This window comes from Micromonospora sp. NPDC049257, assembly GCF_040678915.1.
Taxonomy (GTDB): domain Bacteria; phylum Actinomycetota; class Actinomycetes; order Mycobacteriales; family Micromonosporaceae; genus Micromonospora; species Micromonospora antibiotica.
In genome coordinates, this window is the sequence record NZ_JBFAQU010000020.1 from 79,427 (window position 1) to 100,757 (window position 21,331).

The 21,331-nt window shown below is 72.3% G+C and carries 14 protein-coding genes; 12 read left to right on the top strand and 2 right to left on the bottom strand.

The features are described from left to right. The 5 genes from AB0K25_RS24325 to AB0K25_RS24345 all read left to right on the top strand — a co-directional run bounded on the left by AB0K25_RS24325 (window position 1) and on the right by AB0K25_RS24345 (window position 5,827). Window positions 1-1,023 carry a LacI family DNA-binding transcriptional regulator gene (locus AB0K25_RS24325; RefSeq protein ID WP_244252069.1) on the top strand — a complete coding sequence of 341 codons (1,023 nt, stop codon included), beginning with the start codon at window positions 1-3 and terminating at the stop codon, window positions 1,021-1,023. Between the two features lie 233 nt (window positions 1,024-1,256). Further along, on the top strand, window positions 1,257-3,536 hold the full coding sequence (locus AB0K25_RS24330) for an FAD-dependent oxidoreductase (RefSeq protein WP_219462768.1): 2,280 nt from the start codon (window positions 1,257-1,259) through the stop codon (window positions 3,534-3,536). After that, window positions 3,533-3,853 (top strand): antibiotic biosynthesis monooxygenase family protein, encoded by a 321-nt coding sequence (locus AB0K25_RS24335; protein WP_219462766.1) that lies wholly within the window; start codon window positions 3,533-3,535, stop codon window positions 3,851-3,853. Before AB0K25_RS24330 ends, AB0K25_RS24335 begins: the two co-directional genes overlap by 4 nt. After that, window positions 3,850-5,139: a cytochrome P450 gene (locus AB0K25_RS24340; RefSeq protein ID WP_219462764.1), complete on the top strand. Its 1,290-nt coding sequence runs from the start codon at window positions 3,850-3,852 to the stop codon at window positions 5,137-5,139. Before AB0K25_RS24335 ends, AB0K25_RS24340 begins: the two co-directional genes overlap by 4 nt. 16 nt (window positions 5,140-5,155) lie before the next feature. Further along, window positions 5,156-5,827, top strand: coding sequence for a TcmI family type II polyketide cyclase (locus tag AB0K25_RS24345; RefSeq protein ID WP_219462763.1), 672 nt, complete (start codon window positions 5,156-5,158; stop codon window positions 5,825-5,827). Between the two features lie 52 nt (window positions 5,828-5,879). Here the strand turns inward: AB0K25_RS24345 and AB0K25_RS24350 are convergent, their stop codons facing one another. Together AB0K25_RS24350 and AB0K25_RS24355 are read right to left on the bottom strand one after the other, a co-directional pair. Beyond that, a complete protein-coding gene (locus AB0K25_RS24350) occupies window positions 5,880-8,315 on the bottom strand; it encodes a M14 family metallopeptidase (RefSeq protein ID WP_363822877.1) in 2,436 nt (811 codons plus the stop codon). A 382-nt stretch (window positions 8,316-8,697) separates the two neighbouring features. After that, a complete protein-coding gene (locus AB0K25_RS24355; RefSeq protein ID WP_357534354.1) occupies window positions 8,698-9,930 on the bottom strand; it encodes a helix-turn-helix domain-containing protein in 1,233 nt (410 codons plus the stop codon). A gap of 223 nt (window positions 9,931-10,153) precedes the next feature. Between AB0K25_RS24355 and AB0K25_RS24360 the strand changes: the two genes are divergently transcribed. The 7 genes from AB0K25_RS24360 (at window position 10,154) to AB0K25_RS24390 (ending at window position 21,295) form a co-directional block, all read left to right on the top strand. Beyond that, window positions 10,154-11,071 (top strand): dihydrodipicolinate synthase family protein, encoded by a 918-nt coding sequence (locus AB0K25_RS24360; RefSeq protein WP_357534356.1) that lies wholly within the window; start codon window positions 10,154-10,156, stop codon window positions 11,069-11,071. A gap of 274 nt (window positions 11,072-11,345) precedes the next feature. After that, entirely contained in the window at window positions 11,346-13,391 is a 2,046-nt protein-coding gene (locus tag AB0K25_RS24365) for a M6 family metalloprotease domain-containing protein (protein ID WP_363822881.1), read from the top strand. Between the two features lie 76 nt (window positions 13,392-13,467). Next, complete coding sequence (locus AB0K25_RS24370) at window positions 13,468-13,938, top strand: hypothetical protein (protein ID WP_219462752.1); 471 nt, start codon at window positions 13,468-13,470, stop codon at window positions 13,936-13,938. After that, entirely contained in the window at window positions 13,935-14,513 is a 579-nt protein-coding gene (locus AB0K25_RS24375) for a TlpA disulfide reductase family protein (RefSeq protein WP_357534361.1), read from the top strand. Before AB0K25_RS24370 ends, AB0K25_RS24375 begins: the two co-directional genes overlap by 4 nt. Before the next feature lie 475 nt (window positions 14,514-14,988). Continuing rightward, window positions 14,989-16,101 (top strand): sugar phosphate isomerase/epimerase, encoded by a 1,113-nt coding sequence (locus AB0K25_RS24380; protein ID WP_307799121.1) that lies wholly within the window; start codon window positions 14,989-14,991, stop codon window positions 16,099-16,101. Window positions 16,102-16,544: 443 nt separating this feature from the next. Beyond that, the gene (locus AB0K25_RS24385; RefSeq protein ID WP_363822886.1) at window positions 16,545-19,763 is read left to right on the top strand and encodes a ThuA domain-containing protein; all 3,219 of its coding nucleotides are present in this window, start codon (window positions 16,545-16,547) and stop codon (window positions 19,761-19,763) included. Window positions 19,764-20,008: 245 nt separating this feature from the next. Continuing rightward, window positions 20,009-21,295, top strand: a complete 1,287-nt coding sequence (locus tag AB0K25_RS24390) for a glycosyltransferase family 4 protein (protein WP_363822889.1) — start codon at window positions 20,009-20,011, stop codon at window positions 21,293-21,295. Window positions 21,296-21,331: the final 36 nt, after the last annotated feature.

Below are 21,331 nucleotides of genomic sequence, written 5' to 3' on the forward strand. Positions count from 1 at the left end.
ATGGGCCAGCAGCGGCCCGAACGCGCCGCGGTGATGAGCGACGTCGCGCAACTCGCCGGGGTGTCGCACCAGACCGTGTCCCGGGTGCTCAACAACCACCCGAGCGTTCGGCCGGAGACCCGGGAGCGGGTGCTGCGTGCCGTGCACCAGCTCAACTACCGGCCCAACGCGTTGGCCCGGGGGCTGGCCGGCCGCCGCTCCCGGGTCATCGGCGTGGTCAGCTTCGACACCATCCTGTTCGGCCCGGCGGCCACCCTGCTGGGCATCGAGCGGGCCGCCCGCGCCGCCGGGTACGGCATCAGCATCGTCACCCTGGAGCGGCTGGACCGTAGCGGGATGCGCTCGGCCATCGACGCGCTGACCGAGCAGTCGGTGGCCGGCGTCGTCGTCATCACCCCGATGATGACGGCGTCGGTCGCCGTGCACGGCCTGCCCACCGGGGTGCCCGCGGTGGTGGTCGAGGCCAGCGGGGAACGCGGCGAACTGCCCAGCATCTCCGTCGACCAGGTGGCCGGTGCCCGGCTGGCGGTGCGGCACCTGCTCGACCTCGGCCACGAGACGGTGTGGCACATCGCCGGTCCCCGGGACTGGCTGGAGGCCCGCGACCGGGTCGACGGGTGGCGGCAGACCCTGGAGCAGGCGGGCCGCCGCGTCCCGCCGGTCATCGTCGGCGACTGGAGCCCCCGGGCCGGCTACGAGCTGGGCCAGTCCCTGGTGGAGCGCCCCGACGTGACGGCGGTCTTCTGCGCCAACGACCACCAGGCGCTGGGTCTGCTGCGCGCCCTGCACCAGCGGGGCGCCCGGATTCCCGAAGACGTCAGCGTGGTCGGTTTCGACGACATCCCCGAGGCCGAATACCTCTCCCCGCCACTGACCACGGTGCGGCAGGACTTCGACGAGGTCGGCCGGCGGTGCGTGGCGGCGCTGCTGGAACTCTTCGACGGTGCGGGCGCGGACGCGCCCCGCCCCCAGGTCGAACCGGTCCTCGTCGTCCGTGCGAGCAGCGGCAACCGCCGCCCCTGAGCCACCCCGACCGGTCCCGCCGTGAGCGTGCGGTACCGGCCGTCGGTGTGCGTCCGGCGGCGGGAACGGTCCGGGTGGGTGGGCCGTCCCGGCGGCGTCAACGGGGGTCGACCCGAGCCGCCCGGCCGGTGACGCCGGGGTGACGCGCGCTGCGACAGGGTCGAGCGACGACGCGCCGGTGCAGGTCCCGGCGGTCGGGACCCTCGTCACGGGCAGGCCGTCAAGGAGACTCCATGATCAGGACAATGCTCCGGATCCGCGCGCGCCCCGGTGCCGAACAGGCCGTCCGGTCGGCCTGGCGCACGGCTGCGGCACAGCTCGACGCGCTGCCCGGCAACCTGCGTCGGGACCTGTTCGTGGACGCGCACGACCCGCGTACGTTCGTCATCGCCACCGAGTGGGTCGACGACGACGCCCTGCTCGACTACGAGCGCGGCCCGGTGGCCGCCGGCCTCGCCGACGCCCTGCGTGCCGGGTGCGCGCCGCCCACCGCCGCCGACCGGCGGGTGATGCGCGACCGGCCCGGCGGGCACCCGACGCTCCTGGTGGACGTCGAGGTCACCGTCCCGGCCGCCCGGCTCGCCGAGTTCCACCGCGGCCACGCCGAGGTGACCGCCCGGATGGCCGGGGTCCCCGGCTACCTGCGCGAGGAGCTGCTGCGCGAGCCCGACACCGACGTCCACCACATCTTCGCCGAGTGGCGCACCGAGGCGGAGTTCCACCGCTGGGTGGCCAACCCGGCGCACGCGCGGGAGGAGGCCGGGCCGATCGCGCCGTTCCTGCTCGACTTCCGCCGCCGACTGTTCCACCTCGCGGCTCACCCCGGCACCGACCGGGCAGCCAGTACCGGTAGGGAGACCGACGTGCACACGACAACGGACGTACTCATCGTCGGGGCGGGGCCGACCGGGCTGACCGCCGCCGTCGAGCTGGCCCGGCGCGGCATCGACTGCCAGGTGGTGGAGAAGCGGGCCGCCCCGCCCGGTCAGGCGGACAAGGCCATCGGGGTGCACTGCCGCACGATGGAGATCTGGGCGCAGCAGGGCATCGCGCGGGAGGCGATGGACGCCGGGATCTGGCTCACCGGCAACGTGGTGTTCGTCAACGGCACCCAGACCCACCGGATGAGCTGGGAGCTGCCCGACCTGCCGTACGCGCACCTCGGCCTGCCCCAGTACGAGACCGAGCGGATCCTCACCGAGCGGCTGGCCACCCTCGGCGTACGGCCGCAGCGCGGGGCGGAGCTGACCGGGTTCACCCAGGGCGCGGACGGCGTACTGGCCACCCTGGCGCTCGCCGGGGGCGGCACCCAGACGGTCCGGGCGCAGTACCTGATCGGCGCCGACGGCGCGCACAGCCGGGTCCGTGACCTGCTCGGGCTGACGTTCTCGGGCGGGCTGGGCCGGTTCCCGCAGCTGTTCATGCTCGCCGACGTCGAGGTGAACTGGGACATGCCGCCGGGGCACCTGCTGCGGTTCCTGCACGAGACCGACGGTCAGATGGACGGCATGCTGGTCTGCGTACCGCTGCGCGGTGCGGGCCGGTACCGGATCGCGACCCTCGCGCCACCCCGGTTCTTCGCCCAGACCGGCGGTCGGGACGCCCCGCCCGGGTTCAGCGAGGAGTTGGCCGAGCCGACCCTCGACGACGTGCAGGCGGCGCTTACCCGGCTGGCCCCACCGGGCACCCGGGCGGCGAACCTGCGCTGGTCGTCGGTGTTCCGGATCAGCCACGGCATCGTCGACCGGTACGGCCACGGCCGGGTCTTCGTCGCCGGTGACGCGGCCCACCTGCACCCGCCGGCCGGGGGACAGGGGATGAACACCGGCATCCAGGACGCCTGGAACCTGGCCTGGAAGGTGGCGCTGGCGGCGCGGGGGCTGGCCGCCCCCGGCCTGCTCGACAGTTACGAGGCCGAACGTCGCCCGGAGGGCGAGGAGATCGTCGGCCGGGCGGTTCGGATGGCGTTCACCGACGAACTGGACCGTGCCGACCTGGAACGGCAGTTCCGCCAGGAGATGTCGCTGCTGCTCAGCTATGCCGACAGCCCGCTGGTCGGGGAGTGCGTGACCGACCCGGAGGGGCTGCGCGCCGGCCCGCGCCCCGGTGAGTGCGCCCCCGACCTGGGCGGGTTGACCCGGCGGGGGGTGGGGCACCCGTTGCGGCTGCGCGAGCTGACCGGCGGCACCCGGCACACCCTGCTGGTCTACGCCGACGCCTCGGCCGAACCGGCGGCGGTGGCGGCCGTGTCGGGGCTCTGCGCCGACGTCCGTGCCCTGACCCGGGGTGAGGTCGACGCGTACCTGCTGATCAGCCCGGACGCCGACGACCCGGGGCTGCTCGCGCCGCCGGTGCTGCGCGACGCCGGGGGTGAGTTCCGCGCCCGGTACGGGGTGACCGGCACCGCCCTGTACCTGATCCGCCCGGACGGGCACGTCGGCTTCCGCAGCCAACCGGTCGACGCCGACGCGCTGCGCAAGAACCTGCACCTGGTGTTCGGGGGTGCGCGATGACGGCGGTGCGCACGGTGCTCGCGATGCGGACCCGGGAGGGTTGCGCGGAGCGGTTCGAGGCGGAGTGGCTCTCGGCGGCGGCACAGATCCGGCTGCTCGACGGGTGCCTGCGCCAGGACCTCGTCCGCGACGCCGACGACCCGCGCAGCTATCTGATCATCAGTGACTGGGTGGACCGGGAACGGTTGGACGCCTTCGGCCGCAGCGAACACCGTGACCGGCTGCTGCGGGTGGTGCGGGACCTGCGGGAATCCGCCGAACGGCACACCTACCAGGTGCTGCACAGCATGCCCAGCGCACCCGAGGAGACCAGATGACCGAGCCGGTACCCGCCGCGCAGCTCTACACCGACCAGTTCGCCGTCGACCCCTACCCGTCCTTCGCCCGGCTGCGGGCCGACGCCCCGGTCTGCCCGGTCAGCTCGCCCCGGTTCGACTCGTACCTGCTCACCCGGTTCGACGACGCGCGGGCGGCGCTGACCGACCCCCGGCTGTCCAAGGACCTCTACGGACCCGGCCAGCACTACCTGCAGCTCTTCGGCCCGAACTCCGAGGCGTTGAACCGCAACATGCTCAACGCGGACCCGCCGGAGCACACCCGGTTGCGCCGGATGGTGTCGCAGGCGTTCGCGCCGCGTCGGATCGAGGCGTTGCGCCCCCGGGTACGGCAGATCGTCGACGACCTGATCGACGGGTTCGTCGCGCAGGGTCGGGCCGAGCTGATGCACGACTTCGCGATCCCGCTGCCGATGGTGGTGATCTGTGAGCTGCTCGGGGTGCCCCGGGCCGACCAGGAGCGGGTGCTGGACTGGACCCAGGTGATCCGGACCTCGGGGTCGGCGCGGCGACCCCCGGCGCAGGAGCGGGCGGCGGTCGGCGAGGCGCAGGTACGGCTGCACCACTACCTGGTGGAGCTGGTGGCCGCCAAACGGGTGGTCCCGGCCGACGACATGATCAGTGCGCTGATCGACGCCTGCGACCAGGACGGCCGGCTGTCCGAGGCGGAGCTGGTCACCACCACCTTCCTGCTGCTGTTCGCCGGGCACCAGACCACCGCCGACTTCCTGGGCAACGCGACGGTGGCCCTGCTGACCCACCCCGACCAGCTCGACCTGCTGCGCGACACCCCGGACCTGCTGCCCTCGGCGATCGAGGAACTGCTGCGCTTCGACGGCCCGCTGCCGGTGGCCAGCCCTCGGGTCGCCACCGAGGACGTCGAATACCAGGGGGTACGCATCCCGGCCGGGTCGATCGTCGGGGTGGTGCTCAACGCCGCCAACCACGATCCGGCGCACTTCGTCGACCCGGACCGGCTGGACCTGCGCCGGGTCCGTGGCCCGCACCTCGGTTTCGGCCACGGCGTGCACTACTGCCTCGGGGTCTCCCTGGCCCGGATGGAGGCCCAGATCGCCCTGGCGGCACTGCTGCGCCGGTTGCCCGGGCTGCGCCTCGGGGTGCCGCCCACCGAGCTGCGCCGGTTGCCGGCGGCGTCCCCGTTCCGGGGGCTGCTGGAGCTGCCGGTCCGGTTCACCGCCTCCGCCCCGCCGGTGTCGTACCCGCCGGCCAGTCGCCCCCGTCCCACCGAGCCGACCCGTACCGTCTGATCCCCGAGGAGTTCCGATGACCTTCCGCAACGTGATCGTCTGTTCCATGGTGCCGGGCAGCGAGCAGACCGTCGCCGACGTGTTCGGGTACTACGACCGGACCACCCGGCCGCAGGACCTGGGCGTGGTCGGGCGGACCCTGCTGTCGTTCCACGGCCTCTACATCCACCTGATCGAGCGCGACGCGGACCCGAAGGTGACCGGGCAGACCCGGGGCCTGCCCGCCTTCCAGCAGATCGCCGAGCAGATCGCCCCGTACGTGACGCCCTACCCGAGGGACTGGAAGAACCCGTCGGACTCGGTGGCGAAGGAGTTCTACTCCTGGGCGCCGGCCGAGCCGCCGGCCGACGCGGGCGAGCCGAGCCGGACGGTCATCGTGGCCCGGATCAAGCCCGGTGCGGAACCCACCGTCGCGCAGATCTTCGCCGAGTCCGACGCCGGCCCGCTGCCCGCCATGATGGGGGTCACCGGGCGGTGGCTGTACTCGATCGACGACGTCTACCTGCACGTGCTGGAGCGCGTCGGCGAGCCGTTCGACGGCGCCGTGGAGCAACGCCACGACCAACCGGTCTTCGCCAAGATCATGGACGATCTCAGCCCGTACATCAGCCCGTTCGACCCGGACACCTGGGGCAGCCCGCTCGATGCCGTGGCCACCGAGTTCTACCGGTGGCGGGCGCAGGACTGACCCGGGCCGACCGGCGGGGGTCCGACCGCGCGGACCCCCGCTGGTGTCGGCGTCAGCCGGTGGGCAGGGTCGCCCAGCCCCGGTTGAAGGTCAAGCTGTCGTCGTCCGGGCGGTAGTTGCGCTCGATGTTGCCGGCGGCGTCCACCGAGAACCAGTGCACCTTGGTGCCGGCCGGGACGGTCAGCGTCTCGCCCCCCTCCCGGATGCCCGCCGAGGCGTACAGGGTGGAGTCGAACGTCGGCCGGGAGCCGTTGAGGGTGTAGAACACCGCCGCCGGCTCGCTGGTGTCGAACCGGACGCTGACGGTGCCCTCGGTGGCGCTCGGCGTGACCGCCAGGGTGCTGGTCGGGCGTTTCTTGTCCTTGTCGAAGTCCCGGGCCACCCGCAGCAGCTCGACCAGGCCGTTGCTGAACTCCATGGTCTCCTGGTGCGCCTCGTCCCAGGTGGGCTGGAAGCTGGTGCCCACCTCGAAGTTCCAGGCGTAGATGCCGTACTTGTACCAGAGCATGTCGCCGGAGTTGCCCGCCGCCGAGTACAGCACGTCGGAGATCGGGCCGGTCCGGGCCGGGGTGACCGCCATGTTGCGGTGCCGCTTGATCGCGGTGAGGATGCGCGACGACGCGCCCCAGAAGAACGACTCGTCGGCGAGCGTCGGCCGGGGCGCGGAGATCCGGCCCGGGGTGGCGTACGCGCCCGGCGACCACATGAAGTAGTTGCCGGAGGAGTGCAGGTTCATCGAGAACTTCATGTTGGGCCGCTGGGCCAGCCAGTCGACGTTGCGGTTCTCCGGCTCGGACAGCTCACTCGGCCCCGCGTAGGTGTCACTGGTGCAGCTCGCCGACGCCCCCGAGTAGCCGTCGAAGAGGCTGTACTCGGTGTAGTTGCGGTTGTTGTCCACCCCCCACGAGTTGCGGGCCAGCGCGTCGGTGGCGCCGCCCGGGGCACAGTGGTTGGTCATGTTGCGCCGCTGCGAGGCGTAGTCGTAGAACGAGTAGTGCCCGCCGTCCGGGTTGATCGACGGCACGATCCAGATGTCCAGGGTGCGCAGCAGCTGCTTGGTGTTCTCGTCGGTGGCGTGGTTGCGCAGCAGCCGCTCGGCGGTCTCGATGGTCACCAGCGGCGGGACCCACTCGCGGGCGTGCTCCTGGGCGTAGGCGAGCACCCCGGTGCGGGAGCCGTCGCGGTACTTGCCGATCCGGATGGCGTACACCGGGTGCGGGTCGCGGGAGACCCCCGCGGGTGCCTTCAGGTTGTCCGACAGCGGCGTCGGCGCGACCGGCGCGACCACCCCGGCGCCGGCGTCCCCCCGGTAGGTGTACGCCGTGACCAGCGCACCCGCCTCGGCCGTCAGCGCCGCGGCGACCTGGGCGGCGGTGCTGGTCACCACCCCGGTGGCGTCGGTGGCCAGGCTGACCCGGATGGCCTTGCCGGTCACCGTGACCGTGAGCGGCCGGTCGGCCGCGCCCGGGTCGGCCAGCTCGACGGTGAGGTCGTTGCCGCCCTCGTGCCCCCAGGCGAGCGAGTCGACCGCGACCCGGGTGGCGTTGGTCCCGCCGAGCACGACCTGGGCCTTACGCCGGTACCCGTTGGTCTGGTAGGGCAGCTTCACCACCTCGGCGAGCTGCGGGTAGGCGTCGGCCAGCCGCTTGATCCGGTCGTACAGCTCGGTCGGGGTGAGGTAGCTGGTGACGAAGTCCTTCTGGTAGCCCGGCCCCTCCGGGCTGTCGGCCGGGATGGGCAGCCACTCCTTCACCTCGGCGACCGCCACGTCCCCGGTGGGGCTGGTGATCTGGATGCGCTGCGGCCGGGCGGTGACGGCGGCGGCGCCCCGGTGATAGAGGTAGACCCCGGCGTCGACGAACCGGGAGATGTTCTGGGTGCCGCCGGAGCCGATCTCGGTGCCGGGGCCGCTGTCGCGTGCCACGGTCAGCGTGCTGGTGGAGGTCTGACCCTGGGCCCACTTCGCCTCGACCGAGAGCACCTGGTTGGTGCCGGAGGTGTAGTAGTCGGCCCGGATGATCTTCACGTCGGAGGCGGCGGCGCTGCGCTGCAGGGTCGCCGTGTACGCCCGGTTCTCGGCCTGGTGGGCGGCGATCGTCGCGTCCCGCTCGCTGACCCGCTGCGCGGAGTCGGCCGCGTCGTGCAGCACGGCACCGACCCGGTAGCCCCTCCGCTTGAGCGCGGCGACCTCGGTCGGGGTGACCACGGCGTGCACCACGATGCCCTGCGCGGTCCGGGTGACATGGTGGTCGAGGTCGACCCCGGTGGCGACCAGCTCGTCCAGCGCAGCGGTGCCGTCGACCACCACCTCCACCACGTCGGCCTGCTCGTCGGCGGAGCGTTCGAGCCCGATCGGGGCGTCGGCCTCCCGGTCGGGCGGGGCGGCGGTGCCGGCGGTCGCCGGGCCGGCGAGCAGCAGTAACGCCACGCCGGCAGCCGTGGCGGCGGGTAGCCGCCGCCAGCGGCGGGGCAGTGCGGAACGAGACATCTCGGGCCACCTTTCCTGGGGGTGCACGACGGGCCGACGGCGCGCGGCAGCGCCCGCCGTCGGGCGGGGTACGAAACGGGGAGGTCGGACGCCGACAGTCGGGCGACGGTGGGCGGCCGGTCATGACGTCGACCCGCCGCAGGACGGGGGACACGGGGTGTCTCCCGGACGCGCGGCGGTGACGGACCGGCGCCGATCCGGTCTGCGTGACGGGCGGGGGGGCGTACCTGGTTACGGTCGGTCCTGGGGGCATTGCCGATCGGTGCGCCCATCCTGGCCGTACCCGCTCGGATCTGTCAATGATCTGTCCGGCCGGACACGGGCTGTCACAGTGCGGCGGTGCGGGTGTCCTGTCCCGACGGTCGCCGGGCGGCCGGCACGGTCAGGACGGGGTGCGGTAGTGGCCGGTGAGCCGGCCCAGCTTCATCGCCAGGTGCAGGCACAACCGTTCGTTGCCGTCCTTGAGGTCGGTGTCGGCGAGCTGCTCGACGCGTTGCAGCCGGTAGTAGAGGGTGGTCCGGTGCAGCCGCAGCTTCTCGGCCGTGGCGTGGGCGTTGCCGGCCAGGTCGAGGTAGGCCTCCAGGGTCTCCAGCAGCACCTGGTGGGCGTCGTCGCGCAGCAGCCGCTCCAACCCGGGGTGCACCCCGGCGACGTCGAGGTGCCGCGCGTCCAGCTGCGACAACACCCGGTAGATGCCCAGGCCGGCCCAGGAGACCACCCGGCCGAGCGCCGGCAGTTGGACACCGACCCGGGCCGCCTGCACCGCCTCCCGGTACGACTGCACCGCGTCGGCCAGCCCCGGGCGGGACTGACCGATGCCGGTCACCGTGCGCTCCACCGAGGACAGCCCCCGGGTCGCCTGCCCCAGCGCCTCGTCGAGGTGACCGGCGGCGGTTTCCGGGGTGGGCCGGCCGGCGATCCGACCACCGCAGATCAGCAACACCCCGTGGTCGGGCCAGACCATGTGCAGCGACTCGCGTACGCCGAGCCACCGGCGGGTCGCCACCAGTGCCTGTTCCAGCGCGATCCGGGCCATCTCGTCGGGGTGCCGCCCGGTGACGGGGGCGAGTTGGGCCACCACCGCCGTGGTCGTGCCGTCACCGGCGACCGTGCCCTCCTCCAGCAGGGCACGCACGGCGTGCGCACGGGCCTGCGGGCTCTCCACCAGCAGGGTCCGGGTGGCCTCGGACTCCCGCTGCGAGGCCAGCTCACCGAGCAGGTTCTCCCGATAGAGGGCCAGCGACAGGTCGGTGAAGGCACCGGTCGCGGTGGCGATGTCCGCGTCGGTCATCGACCCGTCGTCGTCGATGAACCAGACGAAACCGAGCAGCAGGTCGTCGTGCCAGATCGGCACGCAGACCCGGGGGAGCAGGTCGAGGGCCACGTCGGCGGGGGTACGCACCGGCTCGCGGGCGGTGAGCACACCCATCCGGCGGAACCAGGCGATCACCTCCGGGGTGGTCTGCCGGCGCAGGATCGACATCCGGCGTACCTCGTCCATCGGCCCGTCGTGTTCGCTGTAGACGACCACCCGCTGCCGCCGGTCCTCGATGAGGGCGGGACGCCCCACCCGGGCGGCGACGGCGTCGACTATGCGCTGAAGCTCACCGTGCATGGATCTCCCCTGGTTGGCTGCGCGGCAGGGGGTGCGACAGCCGGTGCCCTACCCTGTGCGGCCGGTGGGCCTGTGCGCAAGGTCCACCGCGGATATACCGACAAAAGGACGGCCCCCACGGCGACTGTTCCGGCAATTGTCCGAAGAGCCACGACGATCGACGATCGTAGGGTTCCACCTGCGGTGGGCAGCGGGCCGCCGGCGCGTAGGAGGGAACGCCCGAGTGACAGCTGGTAGGCCCTGGCGGGGGGTGCTGGTCGCCATCACCACGCCGTTGCGTGACGACCTCGGCGTCGACTTCGACCGGCTCCAGGAGCACGTGCGGTGGCTCGCCGAGGCGGGCTGCCACGGGGTGACGCCGTGCGCGTCGGTGGGGGAGTACCGGGCGCTGTCCGACGACGAGCGGGCCGACGTGGTGCGGGCGACGGTGCAGGCCGCGCCACCCGGCTGCGCGGTGCTGCCCGGCGTCGGCGGGTACGGCAGCCGGCAGTCCCGCCGCTGGGCGGAGCAGGCCGCCGCCGCCGGGGCCGCCGGGGTGCTCGCCCCACCCCCGGACGGCTACCCCGCAGGCGACGCCGACGTGGTCGCCCACTACCGGGAGGTGACCGCCGTCGGCCTGCCGGTGGTGGCCCACAACGACCCGTACGACACCCGGGTGGACCTGACGCCGGAGCTGCTCGCCCGGGTCGCCGAGACCGACGGGATCGTCGCGGTCGAGGAGTTCTCCGGTGACGTGCGGCGGGTGCACCGGATCAGGGACCTCTGCCCGCACGTGGACGTGCTGGCCGGCGCGGACGACGTGCTGCTCGAACTGGTGCTGTGCGGGGCCCGGGGCTGGGTCTCCGGCCTGTCCAACGCGCTGCCCCGGCAGGCCCTGCGGCTCTACGACCTCTGTGTCGCCGGGGATCTGGCCCGGGCGTTGCCGCTCTACGCCGAGCTGCACCCGGCGTTCGGTTGGGGCTCCCGGCCGGAGGCGGTGCAGGCCATCAAGCTGGCGATGGACTGCGCCGGACGGTTCGGCGGCCGGTGCCGCCCGCCGCGCGGTCCGCTGCCGCAGCCGGCCGTCGCCCGGCTGCGCCGGGACCTGGTCCGGGCCCTGTCGGTCACCGTCGATCCGGTCGTCGACGGTCGTCCCCGGTGAACCACCCCGGCCGGCGGGGCCGGTCGACGGGCGGGCCGGGCGGGTGGATCGGGCGGGTCGGGGAGGTCCCGGCGGACGCTGGTGGCCCGCCGTGACCCGACGCGGGTCCTTCAGGTGTCGGAAGCGGCCGGTCCACCTGCCGACATCTGCACGGTGACCGGCCCCGGCCCGTCCTCCTAGATTCGCTGCGCGGCCCAGTGACAGGTGCCCCGGCAGCCACCCCCCCGCCGACACCGGACCGGACGCCGTGTCCCTCCCGACGAGAGGTGAACCTGTGCACCGTGTTACCCGCAACAAACCCCGACTGAGGCGTTCCGTGCTGGCCGCGGTCCTGGCCGGCACGCTGGTGGTGACCGGCGCGGCGCAGGCCGCCGCGGCCCCGGCCAATCCGGCCGGCGGCACCGCGCCGTTCCAGGTCCTCGACCCGCAGGCCTGGCAGAACCCCGACACCATGACCTGGGACGACTACCAGGCGGTGCCGGGTAAGAACTGGGCCGACCCGAGCGTGCGGGGCGCGATCCGCAACTTCAAGATCGCCCTGGTCGCGCTCGACTATCCGGACCAGACGTTCGCGGTGTCCCAACGGGCCCGCTCGACGGTCTTCGGCAACCCCCAGTCGGTCGCGGCCAACATCCCCCGCGCCGACGTGCCGAAGTTCTACCAGGACTTCCTCAACACCCCGAACACCCTGAACAAGGGGCACACCCTGCACGAGTACTGGATGCAGGACTCCAACGGGCGCTACGGCGTGGACCTGGCCGGGTTCGGGCCGTACCAGCTGCCGGCGAAGTCCTACCAGTACGGGCTGGACAACAGCTTCAACCCCGGCGCCTGCCCGGGCGGGGAGGCCTGCAACAAGAACATCCGCACCGACGGGCTGGGCGCGTGGCGGGCGGCGGTCGGTGACGAGGTCGCCAACCAGTACGAGCTGGTCTTCATCCTCAGCGCCGGGCAGGACGAGTCGTCCACCTGGCAGGAGTTCGGGCAGATGATCTTCCAGAACAAGGAGGACGTGCCGGACTCCTGGGGCCCGCCGGACCCCAACCTGCCGAACTGGGCCAAGACCCGCTACGTCGAGTGGACGTCCTGGAAGGCGGCGGCGACCCTGTGGCCCAACGCCGGCTCCGGCTCGTCCACCCAGGGGGAGAGCTCCGGCATGGGGGTGTACGCCCACGAGCTGACCCACCTGCTCGGCATCGGCGACAACTACAACAACCCGTACGGCGAGCCGTTACGCCGGGCGTACACCGGCATCTGGAGCATGATGTCGCGGGGTTCGTTCAACGGCCCCGGTGGCCCGCACACCCGCTGGCAGATCCCGCCGACCAACGGTGGCTCGATGGGGTCGTTGCACACGGTGCGGGACAAGCTCAAGATCGGCCTGCTCGGTGAGGAGCACGTGCTGCGGCTCTCCCGGGAGGCGCTGGCCTCCTCGGGTCTGGTCACCGCCCAGGTGACCGCCCGCGCCGTCGATGCCGGCCCGAAGGGGCTGACCGGCGTGAACATCGCGCTGAACAAGGACCTCTCGCCCGCCTGCACGGTCGCCACGAACCCGCTGTGCGACGGCGGCAGCTTCAACAACTACACCGTCGAGGTCGTCGACCGGATGGGGGCCGACTCGTTCACCCCGGACCGGGGCGTGCTGCTGAGCAAGACCAAGAACGCCGACAGCGCGCCGTTCCAGTGGGTGGTGGACGCCAACCCGCAGGACATCGACATGATCGACTTCTACCGGCCGGACGGCACCCCGCAGAAGATCACCATGGGTGACTACCGGCAGCTCTCCGACGCGCTGTTCCACGCCGGGGCGGACACCGGCAGCCAGTACGAGTACGTCGACGAGGCCAACCGGCTGCACTTCTACGTCATCGACCTCAAGCGGGACGCCGCCGGCTCGCTGTCGTACACGGTGGCGGTGCGGTCGCTGGACGGCACCGGGGGGCCGAGCAGCCACGGCGTGACGCTGGGCAAGGGCGAGGTGACCAGCACCGGCAAGCCCACGAACCGGGGTGTGACCTGCTCGTTCGAGCTGACCAACACCGGCGCGTACTCCGCCGGTGGGCAGCAGCACCCGGAGGACGTGACCGCGTACCTCAAGTCGGACGTCTACCGGCTCTCGGCCGAGGTGGCCGGCAAGGGCTGGCGGACCTGGCTGCCCAACCCGCTGGCCACCGCCCAGTTCGGCAAGTCCACCACCGTCCGGGTGTCGGTGGGGGCCACCGCCGCCGCCGCGGACACCGGTTTCGTCAAGCTCACCGCGACCTCGGAGAGCGACCCGTCGAAGACCGTGACGAAGCAGTGCCGGGTGGAGAAGTCCTGACCGGGATCGATCGTCGCGTCGGGTCCGGGACGGCACACGCCGCCCCGGGCCCGACGCACGGGTGGGAGGAGACGACGTGCGGCTGTCCACGGGTGCCCGGCGCGGCACCGGCGCGCTGCTGACCCTGCTGTCGGCCGGGGCGACGCTGCTGGCCGGGGCGACCGGCTGTGCCGGCACCGACGGCGGACCGGAGGCGGTCACCCCGACCACCGTCCGGGTCCTGGTCCGTGACATCAACATCCGGGCCGAGGGTGTGGACTGCGCCGGCACCGGGCCGTACCTCTACTTCCACCACCGGGCGCCGTTCCGGGTGCTCGACCCCGACGGGGCGGCCCTGGTCACCGGGACCCTGCCGGCGGGCACGGCGGTGGCCGCGTTCGCCGAGGACCTCGAGGTGGAACGGGTGCCGACCTACTGCGAGTTCGCGGTGCCGGTGCAGGTGCCGCAGCGGGCCGGGTACCGGCTGGAGGTGGCCGGCCGGCCCGCGCTGGAGCTGACCCCGGACAGCAGCGAGGGGCCGGCGCTGGTGGCGGTGGTGCCGGCATGAGGCGGCTGCTCGCGGCGCTGCTGGCGGTGCTGGTGCTGGCCGGCTGCTCCGCCGGGCCGACCGCGGAGACCGCGCCGGTGCTCGCCGGGGGCGCGTCCACGTTGCCCGGTCCGGTCCCCGCCGACCTGGCGTTGCGCCCGCCCCCCGGCACCGCCCCGGCCGCCCCCGCGTTCACCGGTGCGCTCACCGACGGCACCCCGCTCACCGCCGCCGGGCTGTGGGCGGACCGGCCGGTGGTGTTCACCTTCTTCAGTTCCTGGTGCACCACCTGCGTCGCCCGGCAGGACGCGCTGAGCGAGCTGGCCCGCCGCCACCGGGACCGGGTGGTCTTCGTCGGGGTGGCCGGCGCGGACCAGGCCGACGAGTTGCAGGACTACCTGCGTACGCACCGGGTGGAGTACCCGGTCGTGGTCGACGAGCAGCAGACCGTCTGGCGGTCGTACGCGGTGCGGGAGCCACCGGCCGTCGTGCTGGTCGCCAAGGGCGGTGCGTTGCTGCGGGGCTGGCCGGGCGGGTTGGACGCGGCGGCGCTGGAGCAGCGGTTGGAGGAGCTGGTGCTGGCCGGTTCCGGATAACGGGCCGGGTCACCCGCTCGGGGGAGTGGCACGCCGGCCGGTGCCGCAGCGGTCCACGGCGACGCGTCGGGCACGGTGTCGAGGCGCGTCGGGCACGGTGTCGATTCGATGGTGGGGTCGACACCGTGCCCCGCGCCGTGTCCGCCTGCCCGCCTCCCGGGGCGCCGTCGCTGTTCGCGCTGGTGGGGGTCGGGGAATCGACCGGGGAGCCGGGTCTGGGCGGCCGTTCGGGCAGGGTCTCCGACCGTCGAGAACTTTTGTTTAGACGTGCAAAAGTTTCTCCGTTCGAGGTCTATCTTTAGCCGTCAGCCACCGTTAGTGTCCGGTTCACGGACGTAACACGGCTGACATCCCCCCTTGATCGACCAGTCATCCACCGGGCCACGCGTATTCGGCGGCGCAGGTCCTTACCGACCCTCCCAGCAGGACTCGCACGTCTCCGTGGCCGCAGGGCCACCCTCGAAAGGTGGAAATTGTGAACGAGGAACAACGCCGTTTGGCCGCCGACCCGCAGTACCGTGCCCAGGTCACCCGTCGTCGGCTGCTCGCCGCGTCGGCCGGCGCCGCCGCCGTCCTCGGCGCGGCCGGACTGCCGGTGCTCCAGACCAAGGGCCCGGCCCGCGCGGACGGCAAGTGGCGGGTCGACCCGCTCATCCCGACGCAGAACCGCGGCATCATCCTCTACAGCGTCCGGGACCGGATCTCCGCCGCCCCCGACGACAGCGGCGTGCCCTACGGCTTCGAGCGGGTGCTCGCCAGCCTGGCCGAGATGGGCTACAAGGAGATCGAGTTCGCCGGCTACAACCAGCACACCTCGATCCTGGGCCGGCAGATCACCCCGACCGAGATCCGCAAGATCCTGGACGACAACGGCCTCGTCGCCAACGGCACCCACACGTCGATCAACGCGGCCACCTTCCAGCAGCAGCTCGACATCGCCGAGGAACTCGGCATGAAGAACATCGGCACCGGCAGCGACCCGACCAACAGCGCCTACCAGGCCGACTGGGACGCCGCCGCCGACCTGTGGAACGAGCTGGGCCGGCAGGCCAAGGAACGCAAGATGCGTCTCTACACCCACAACCACGACGTGGCCTACTCGTTCCTGCTCGACAGCGGCCCGCTGGACGCCAACGGCAAGCCGACCCGCTCCTCCGGCGTGCGCCGGCTGGAGTACTTCTTCGCCAAGACCGACCCGAAGTACGTCTACTTCGAGTGCGACATCTACTGGGCGTACGTGGCCCGGTTCAAGCACACCAAGTACACCAACTCCGCCGGCCAGCAGAAGACCTCGCTGTTCGACCCGATCCTCAACGTGGCCCGGCGTACCAAGCGGTTCCCGCTGTTCCACGCCAAGGACGGCAACCGCAACAGCACGCTGGCCAACGGCTACGAGATGATCCCGCTCGGTGAGGGCGACATCAACTTCCAGCAGTTCTTCGAGACCATCGGCGAGTCCGAGTTCCACCACGCCAACTGGGAGATGGACACCGCCCCCGGCGGTGCCGCCAACCCGGGCCAGTCGCTGGACTTCGCCCGGCTCAGCTACGCCAACATGGCCGACCTGACCATCTACCGCAACGACTGACCGCCCCCGACGGCCGGTTACCGGCCGCAGCTGGGCACCGACCGGCGGTTCGCACCACCGTCGGCGGCTCCCGGGTGGCGGTCGCGTCCCCTGACGCGACCGCCACCGCCCGGACGCCGTCGCTTTCCGACCGCCACGCCCCGACCCCGCCCCGGCAGACCCGGGCAGGATGTCGGCACGGTCCCCGGGCGGTACGCCCCCGCAGGCCCCGCCCGCCACCACGTCACCTCTTCCGACCCGTACCCCGGGCCGCGATGCCCCGTGCCCGCAGCACGGGCCGCGCCCCCGGACCGTGCGGCAGCTCACCGGTCGGCGAACCACCCCGGGGCAGGGACGGCGTCGTCCCGCCCCACCGGAGAGCCAGGCGCAGCACCACGACACCCCGGGTGGCCCCGGCACCCGCCCGGAGCAGGTAGCACATCGTCCCCCACCGGAGGAACCAGATGGCAAGATCGGTACACCGATGGCTCGCCGCGATCGCAGGGGTCGGGATCGTCGTCCCGCTCGCCGCGACCGCCCCGGCGTTGGCCCAGCCGGCCCAGGACCAGACAAGCGTCCTGGTGTTCACCAAGACCGACGGTGAGCGTCACCCGTCGATCGACAAGGGCGTCAACGCGATCCGCACCCTGGGCAACGGCAACGGCTTCACCGTCGACGTCACCCAGAACGCGACCGCCTTCTCCGACGACAACCTGGCCAGCTACGGCGCGGTCGTCTTCCTCAACACCACGGGCGACGTGCTCAACGGCGGCCAGGAGGCGGCCTTCGAGCGCTACATCCGCAACGGTGGTGGCTACCTCGGCGTGCATGCCGCGGTCGAGGCCGAACCATCGTGGACGTTCTACCGCGACATCGTCGGCACCACCGTGGCCGGTACGGCGTCGAGCGGGTCGGCGACCATCGACGTGGCCGACCGGGCGCACCCGGCGAGCAAGCCGCTCGCCCGGCAGCTCACCCTCAACGACCAGTGGTACAACTTCACCACCAACGTCCGGGGCACCGCGCACGTGTTGGCCACGGTGGACGAGAAGTCCTTCACCGGCGGCACCATGGGCTTCGACCACCCGATCTCCTGGTGCAAGGACTTCCAGGGCGGCCGGTCGTTCTACACCGGACTCGGCGACTCCGCCGACACGTACGCCAACGGGGCGTTCCGCAAGCACCTGCTCGGCGCGATCCAGTGGTCGGCCGGCATGGTCCAGGGCGACTGCGGTGCGACGGTCAAGGCCAACTACGAGAAGGTCATCCTCAACGACGAGCCGGGCGAGCCGATGACCCTGTCGGTGCTGCCCGACGGCCGGGTGCTGCACAACACCCGGGCCGGCGAGATCCGGCTCTACGACCCGAAGACCGGCGCGAGCCCGGTCATCACCACCCTCCCGGTGTACCAGCACGACGAGGACGGCCTCCAGTCGGTCACCGTCGGCCCGGACTTCGCCACCGACAAGTGGGTCTACGTCTACTACGCGCCGAAGCTCGACACCCCCATCACCGACGCGCCGGTGACCAGCACCGACCCGAGCGCGTGGGACGCCTACAAGGGACACAACCAGCTCTCCCGGTTCAAGTGGGTGGAGGAGCCGACCCCGCACCTGGACCTGGCCAGCGAGCAGAAGATCATGAAGGTCGACACCGACCGGGGCGTCTGCTGCCACGTCGCCGGTGAGATCAAGTTCGACGGCAAGGGGCTGCTCTACCTGGTCACCGGCGACGACACCAACGCCGGCGGCTCGGACGGCTTCACCCCGATCAACGAGTCGCCTACCCAGGGGCCGGGCTACGACGCGCAGCGTTCCGCCGGCAACACCAACGACCTGCGGGGCAAGGTGCTGCGGATCAAGGTGAAGGCGGACGGGTCGTACAGCGTCCCGGCCGGCAACCTCTTCCCCGAGGCCGAGGACCGCGACGACAAGACCCGCCCGGAGATCTTCCTGATGGGCCTGCGCAACCCGTTCCGCTTCGACGTGGACTCGCGGGGCTTCGTCTACATCGGTGACTACTCGCCGGACTCGCAGGTGCCGAACGCGGCCCGGGGGCCGGAGGGCACCGGGCGGTGGATCGCCGCCAACAAGGCAGGCAACTACGGCTGGCCGTACTGCTACTCGCCGACCCTGCCGTACATCGACTACGACTTCGTCACCAAGCAGTCCAAGGGTGCGTTCAACTGCGCCGCACCGGTGAACGACTCGCCGCGCAACACCGGCCGTCGGGTCCTCCCGCCGGTGCAGGACCCGCAGCTCAACTACACCTTCCGGGCCACCACCACCTGCGCCGAGGCGTACCTGAGCACCCCGCCCGGCACCTGTGAGTTCCAGTGGCCGGTGCTCGGCACCGGGGGCGTCGGCCCGATGGGCGGCCCGGTCTACAAGTACGACGCGGCGCTGGCCTCCGAGACCAAGTTCCCGGAGTACTACAACGACGCGGTGGTCTTCGGGGAGTTCACCCGGGACAAGATCTACATGATGCGCACCAACGGCAGCGGCAAGCTGGTCGGGGTGGAGCAGTTCCTGCCGGGCTTCGTCTTCGACAACCCGATGGACATGGAGTTCGGCCCGGACGGCAACCTCTACCTGCTGGAGTACGGCGACGGCTTCTTCCGGGCCAACCCGGACGCCGCGCTGTCGGTGATCCGCTACGCCAAGGGCACCCGGGCGCCGGTGGCCGAACTGAAGGCCAGCCCCACCTCGGGTGCGGCACCGCTGACCGTGCAGTTCTCCGCCGAGGGCTCCTACGACGCGGACCCGGGCGAGACCATCACCTACGCCTGGGACTTCGACGGCAACGGCAGCACCGACTCGACCCAGCGGGACGCGTCGCACACCTACACCACCGTCGGGGTGTTCACCGCCAAGCTGACGGTCACCGACACCAGCGGCAAGACGGCGGTGCTCACCCGCGAGATCACCGTGGGCAACACCGCGCCCACCGTGAAGGTCACCTCGCCGCTGTCCGGCACGTTCTTCAACTGGGGTGACACCGTGCCGTGGACGGTCACCGTGACCGACCCCGAGGACGGCCCGATCGACTGCAGCCGGGTCACGGTCTCGTTCGTGCTCGGCCACGACACCCACGGCCACGGCATGAGCGACGCCAACGGCTGCTCCGGCTCGTTCGAGACCCCGGCCGACGGCGCCGACCACGCCGGTGGCTACCTGTACGGCGCGATCAGCGCCACCTACACCGACAAGGGCGCCAACGGCCAGCCGGCGCTGTCCTCGCTCGACCAGATCGTCCTGCAGACCTTCCGGCAGCAGGCCGAGTTCGCCCAGGTCCAGCAGGGCGTCACCCTGGCCAACACCACCGACGCCGGTGGCGGCCAGCACGTGGCCGGCATCGACAGCGGTGACCACATCGCGCTCGACCCGATCAACCTGGGCGGGATCGACAAGATCACCTTCCGGTACGCCGGTGGCTCCACGGCCACCGTCGGAACCCCGCGCGGCATCGTCGAGCTGCGGCTCGACTCGCCGACCGGTGCGCTGGTGACCAGCGCGACGCTCAACGCGACCACCGGCACCAGCGCCTGGGCCAGCCAGACCTTCCCGGTCAGCCAGGCCGCCGGCACCCACGCGCTCTACCTGGTCTTCAAGCCCGTCTCCGGCGGACCCACGACCAGCCTGTTCAACCTCAACTGGGTGGAGTTCGGCGGCCCGACCTCCTGACGTCACCCTCCGGTCGCCGGGAGGACGGAGACTCCGTCCTCCCGGCGTCGTATCGGCACCGGGCGGTCACCGGCGGTCGACCGGCCGGACACCGGTGGTGTCCGACCTGGCCGGACACCACCGGTGTCCGGCCAGGTCTGACTGACCGGCCAGTGGCCGGCCGATCGTCGATGATCTAGCGTCCCGTGCGCCGGGGACAGCGCCACCAACCCGGTGAGGAGCAGAAACGAGGGGGGACAGTGCCGTTGCGTGACGAAGCCGCCGATCGGGGAGAGCAACTCCGCCCCGACCGTTCGGGGCCGACCGTGACCTGCCCGCCGGGCTGGCGTCCGCTGCGGGTGGCGATGATCGGCCAGAAGGGCGTGCCGGCCACCTACGGGGGGATCGAACGGCACGTGGAGGAGATGGCCAGCCGGCTGGCCGGGCTCGGCCACGAGATCACCGTCTACTGCCGGGACAGCTACGGCGCGGTGGAGACGACCCGGCACCGGGGCATCCGGTTGCGGCGGGCCCGCACCGTGCCCAGCAAGCACCTCGACGCCATCGTGCACTCGGCCACCTCGACCCTGGCGGCGCTGACCGAGCGCCCCGACATCGTGCACTACCACGGTCTCGGCCCGGTGCTGACCGCGCCGCTGGCCCGCTACGCCTCCCGGGCCCGGGTGGTGCTCACCGTGCACGGGCTGGACAACCAGCGCGACAAGTGGGGCCGGGCGGCGCGGGCGGTGCTCGGCACCGCGTACCGGCTCAGCGGACACCTGCCGGACGCCCGGGTGACCGTGTCGCAGGGGCTGGCGGCGCACTACACCAGCAGGTTCGGCCGGCCGGCCCGCTACATCCCCAACGGGGTGGCCACCCCCACCCACCGGCCGCCCCGGGAGCTGTCCCGGTTCGGCCTGCGCCCCGGTGGCTACCTGCTGCTGGTCGGTCGGCTCGTCCCGGAGAAGGCCGCCGACCTGCTCGTCCGGGCGTTCCGGCGGCTGCCGACCGACCTGCGGCTGGCCATCGTCGGCGGTTCGTCCTTCACCGACGAGTACGTCGCCGGGCTGCGGCAGGCCGCCGGTGACGACCCGCGCATCGTGTTCACCGACTTCGTCTACGGCGACGTGCTCGCCGAGCTGTACTCGCACGCGGCGGCCTTCGTGCAGCCGTCCCGCCTGGAGGGGCTGCCGCTGACCCTGCTGGAGGCAGCCTCGTACGGGTTGCCGGTGGTGGCCAGCGACATCGAACCCCACCGTGAGGTGTTGGCCCACGACGGCCCCGGGCACCGGCTGTTCCGTGACGGCGACGCCGACGACCTGCTGCGGGCGTTGGCCACGGTGACCGCCGACGTACCGGCCGAACGGGCCGGTGCCGCGCTGCTGCGTGACCGGGTCCTGGCCGAGTACAGCTGGGACGCGGCAGCCCGCGAGCTGGAAAAACTCTACTTCTCGCTGGCCCTGCGCGCCCCCCGTCCCGAGGAACCGGACGTTGGGTCGCCCACGGCCGACGTAACGGCCCATGTCCCCCGATCGCGTCGCCCGTTAGATTAGGCCGTTCTCCCGGCCGTCGGCGGCGACCGGCAACAG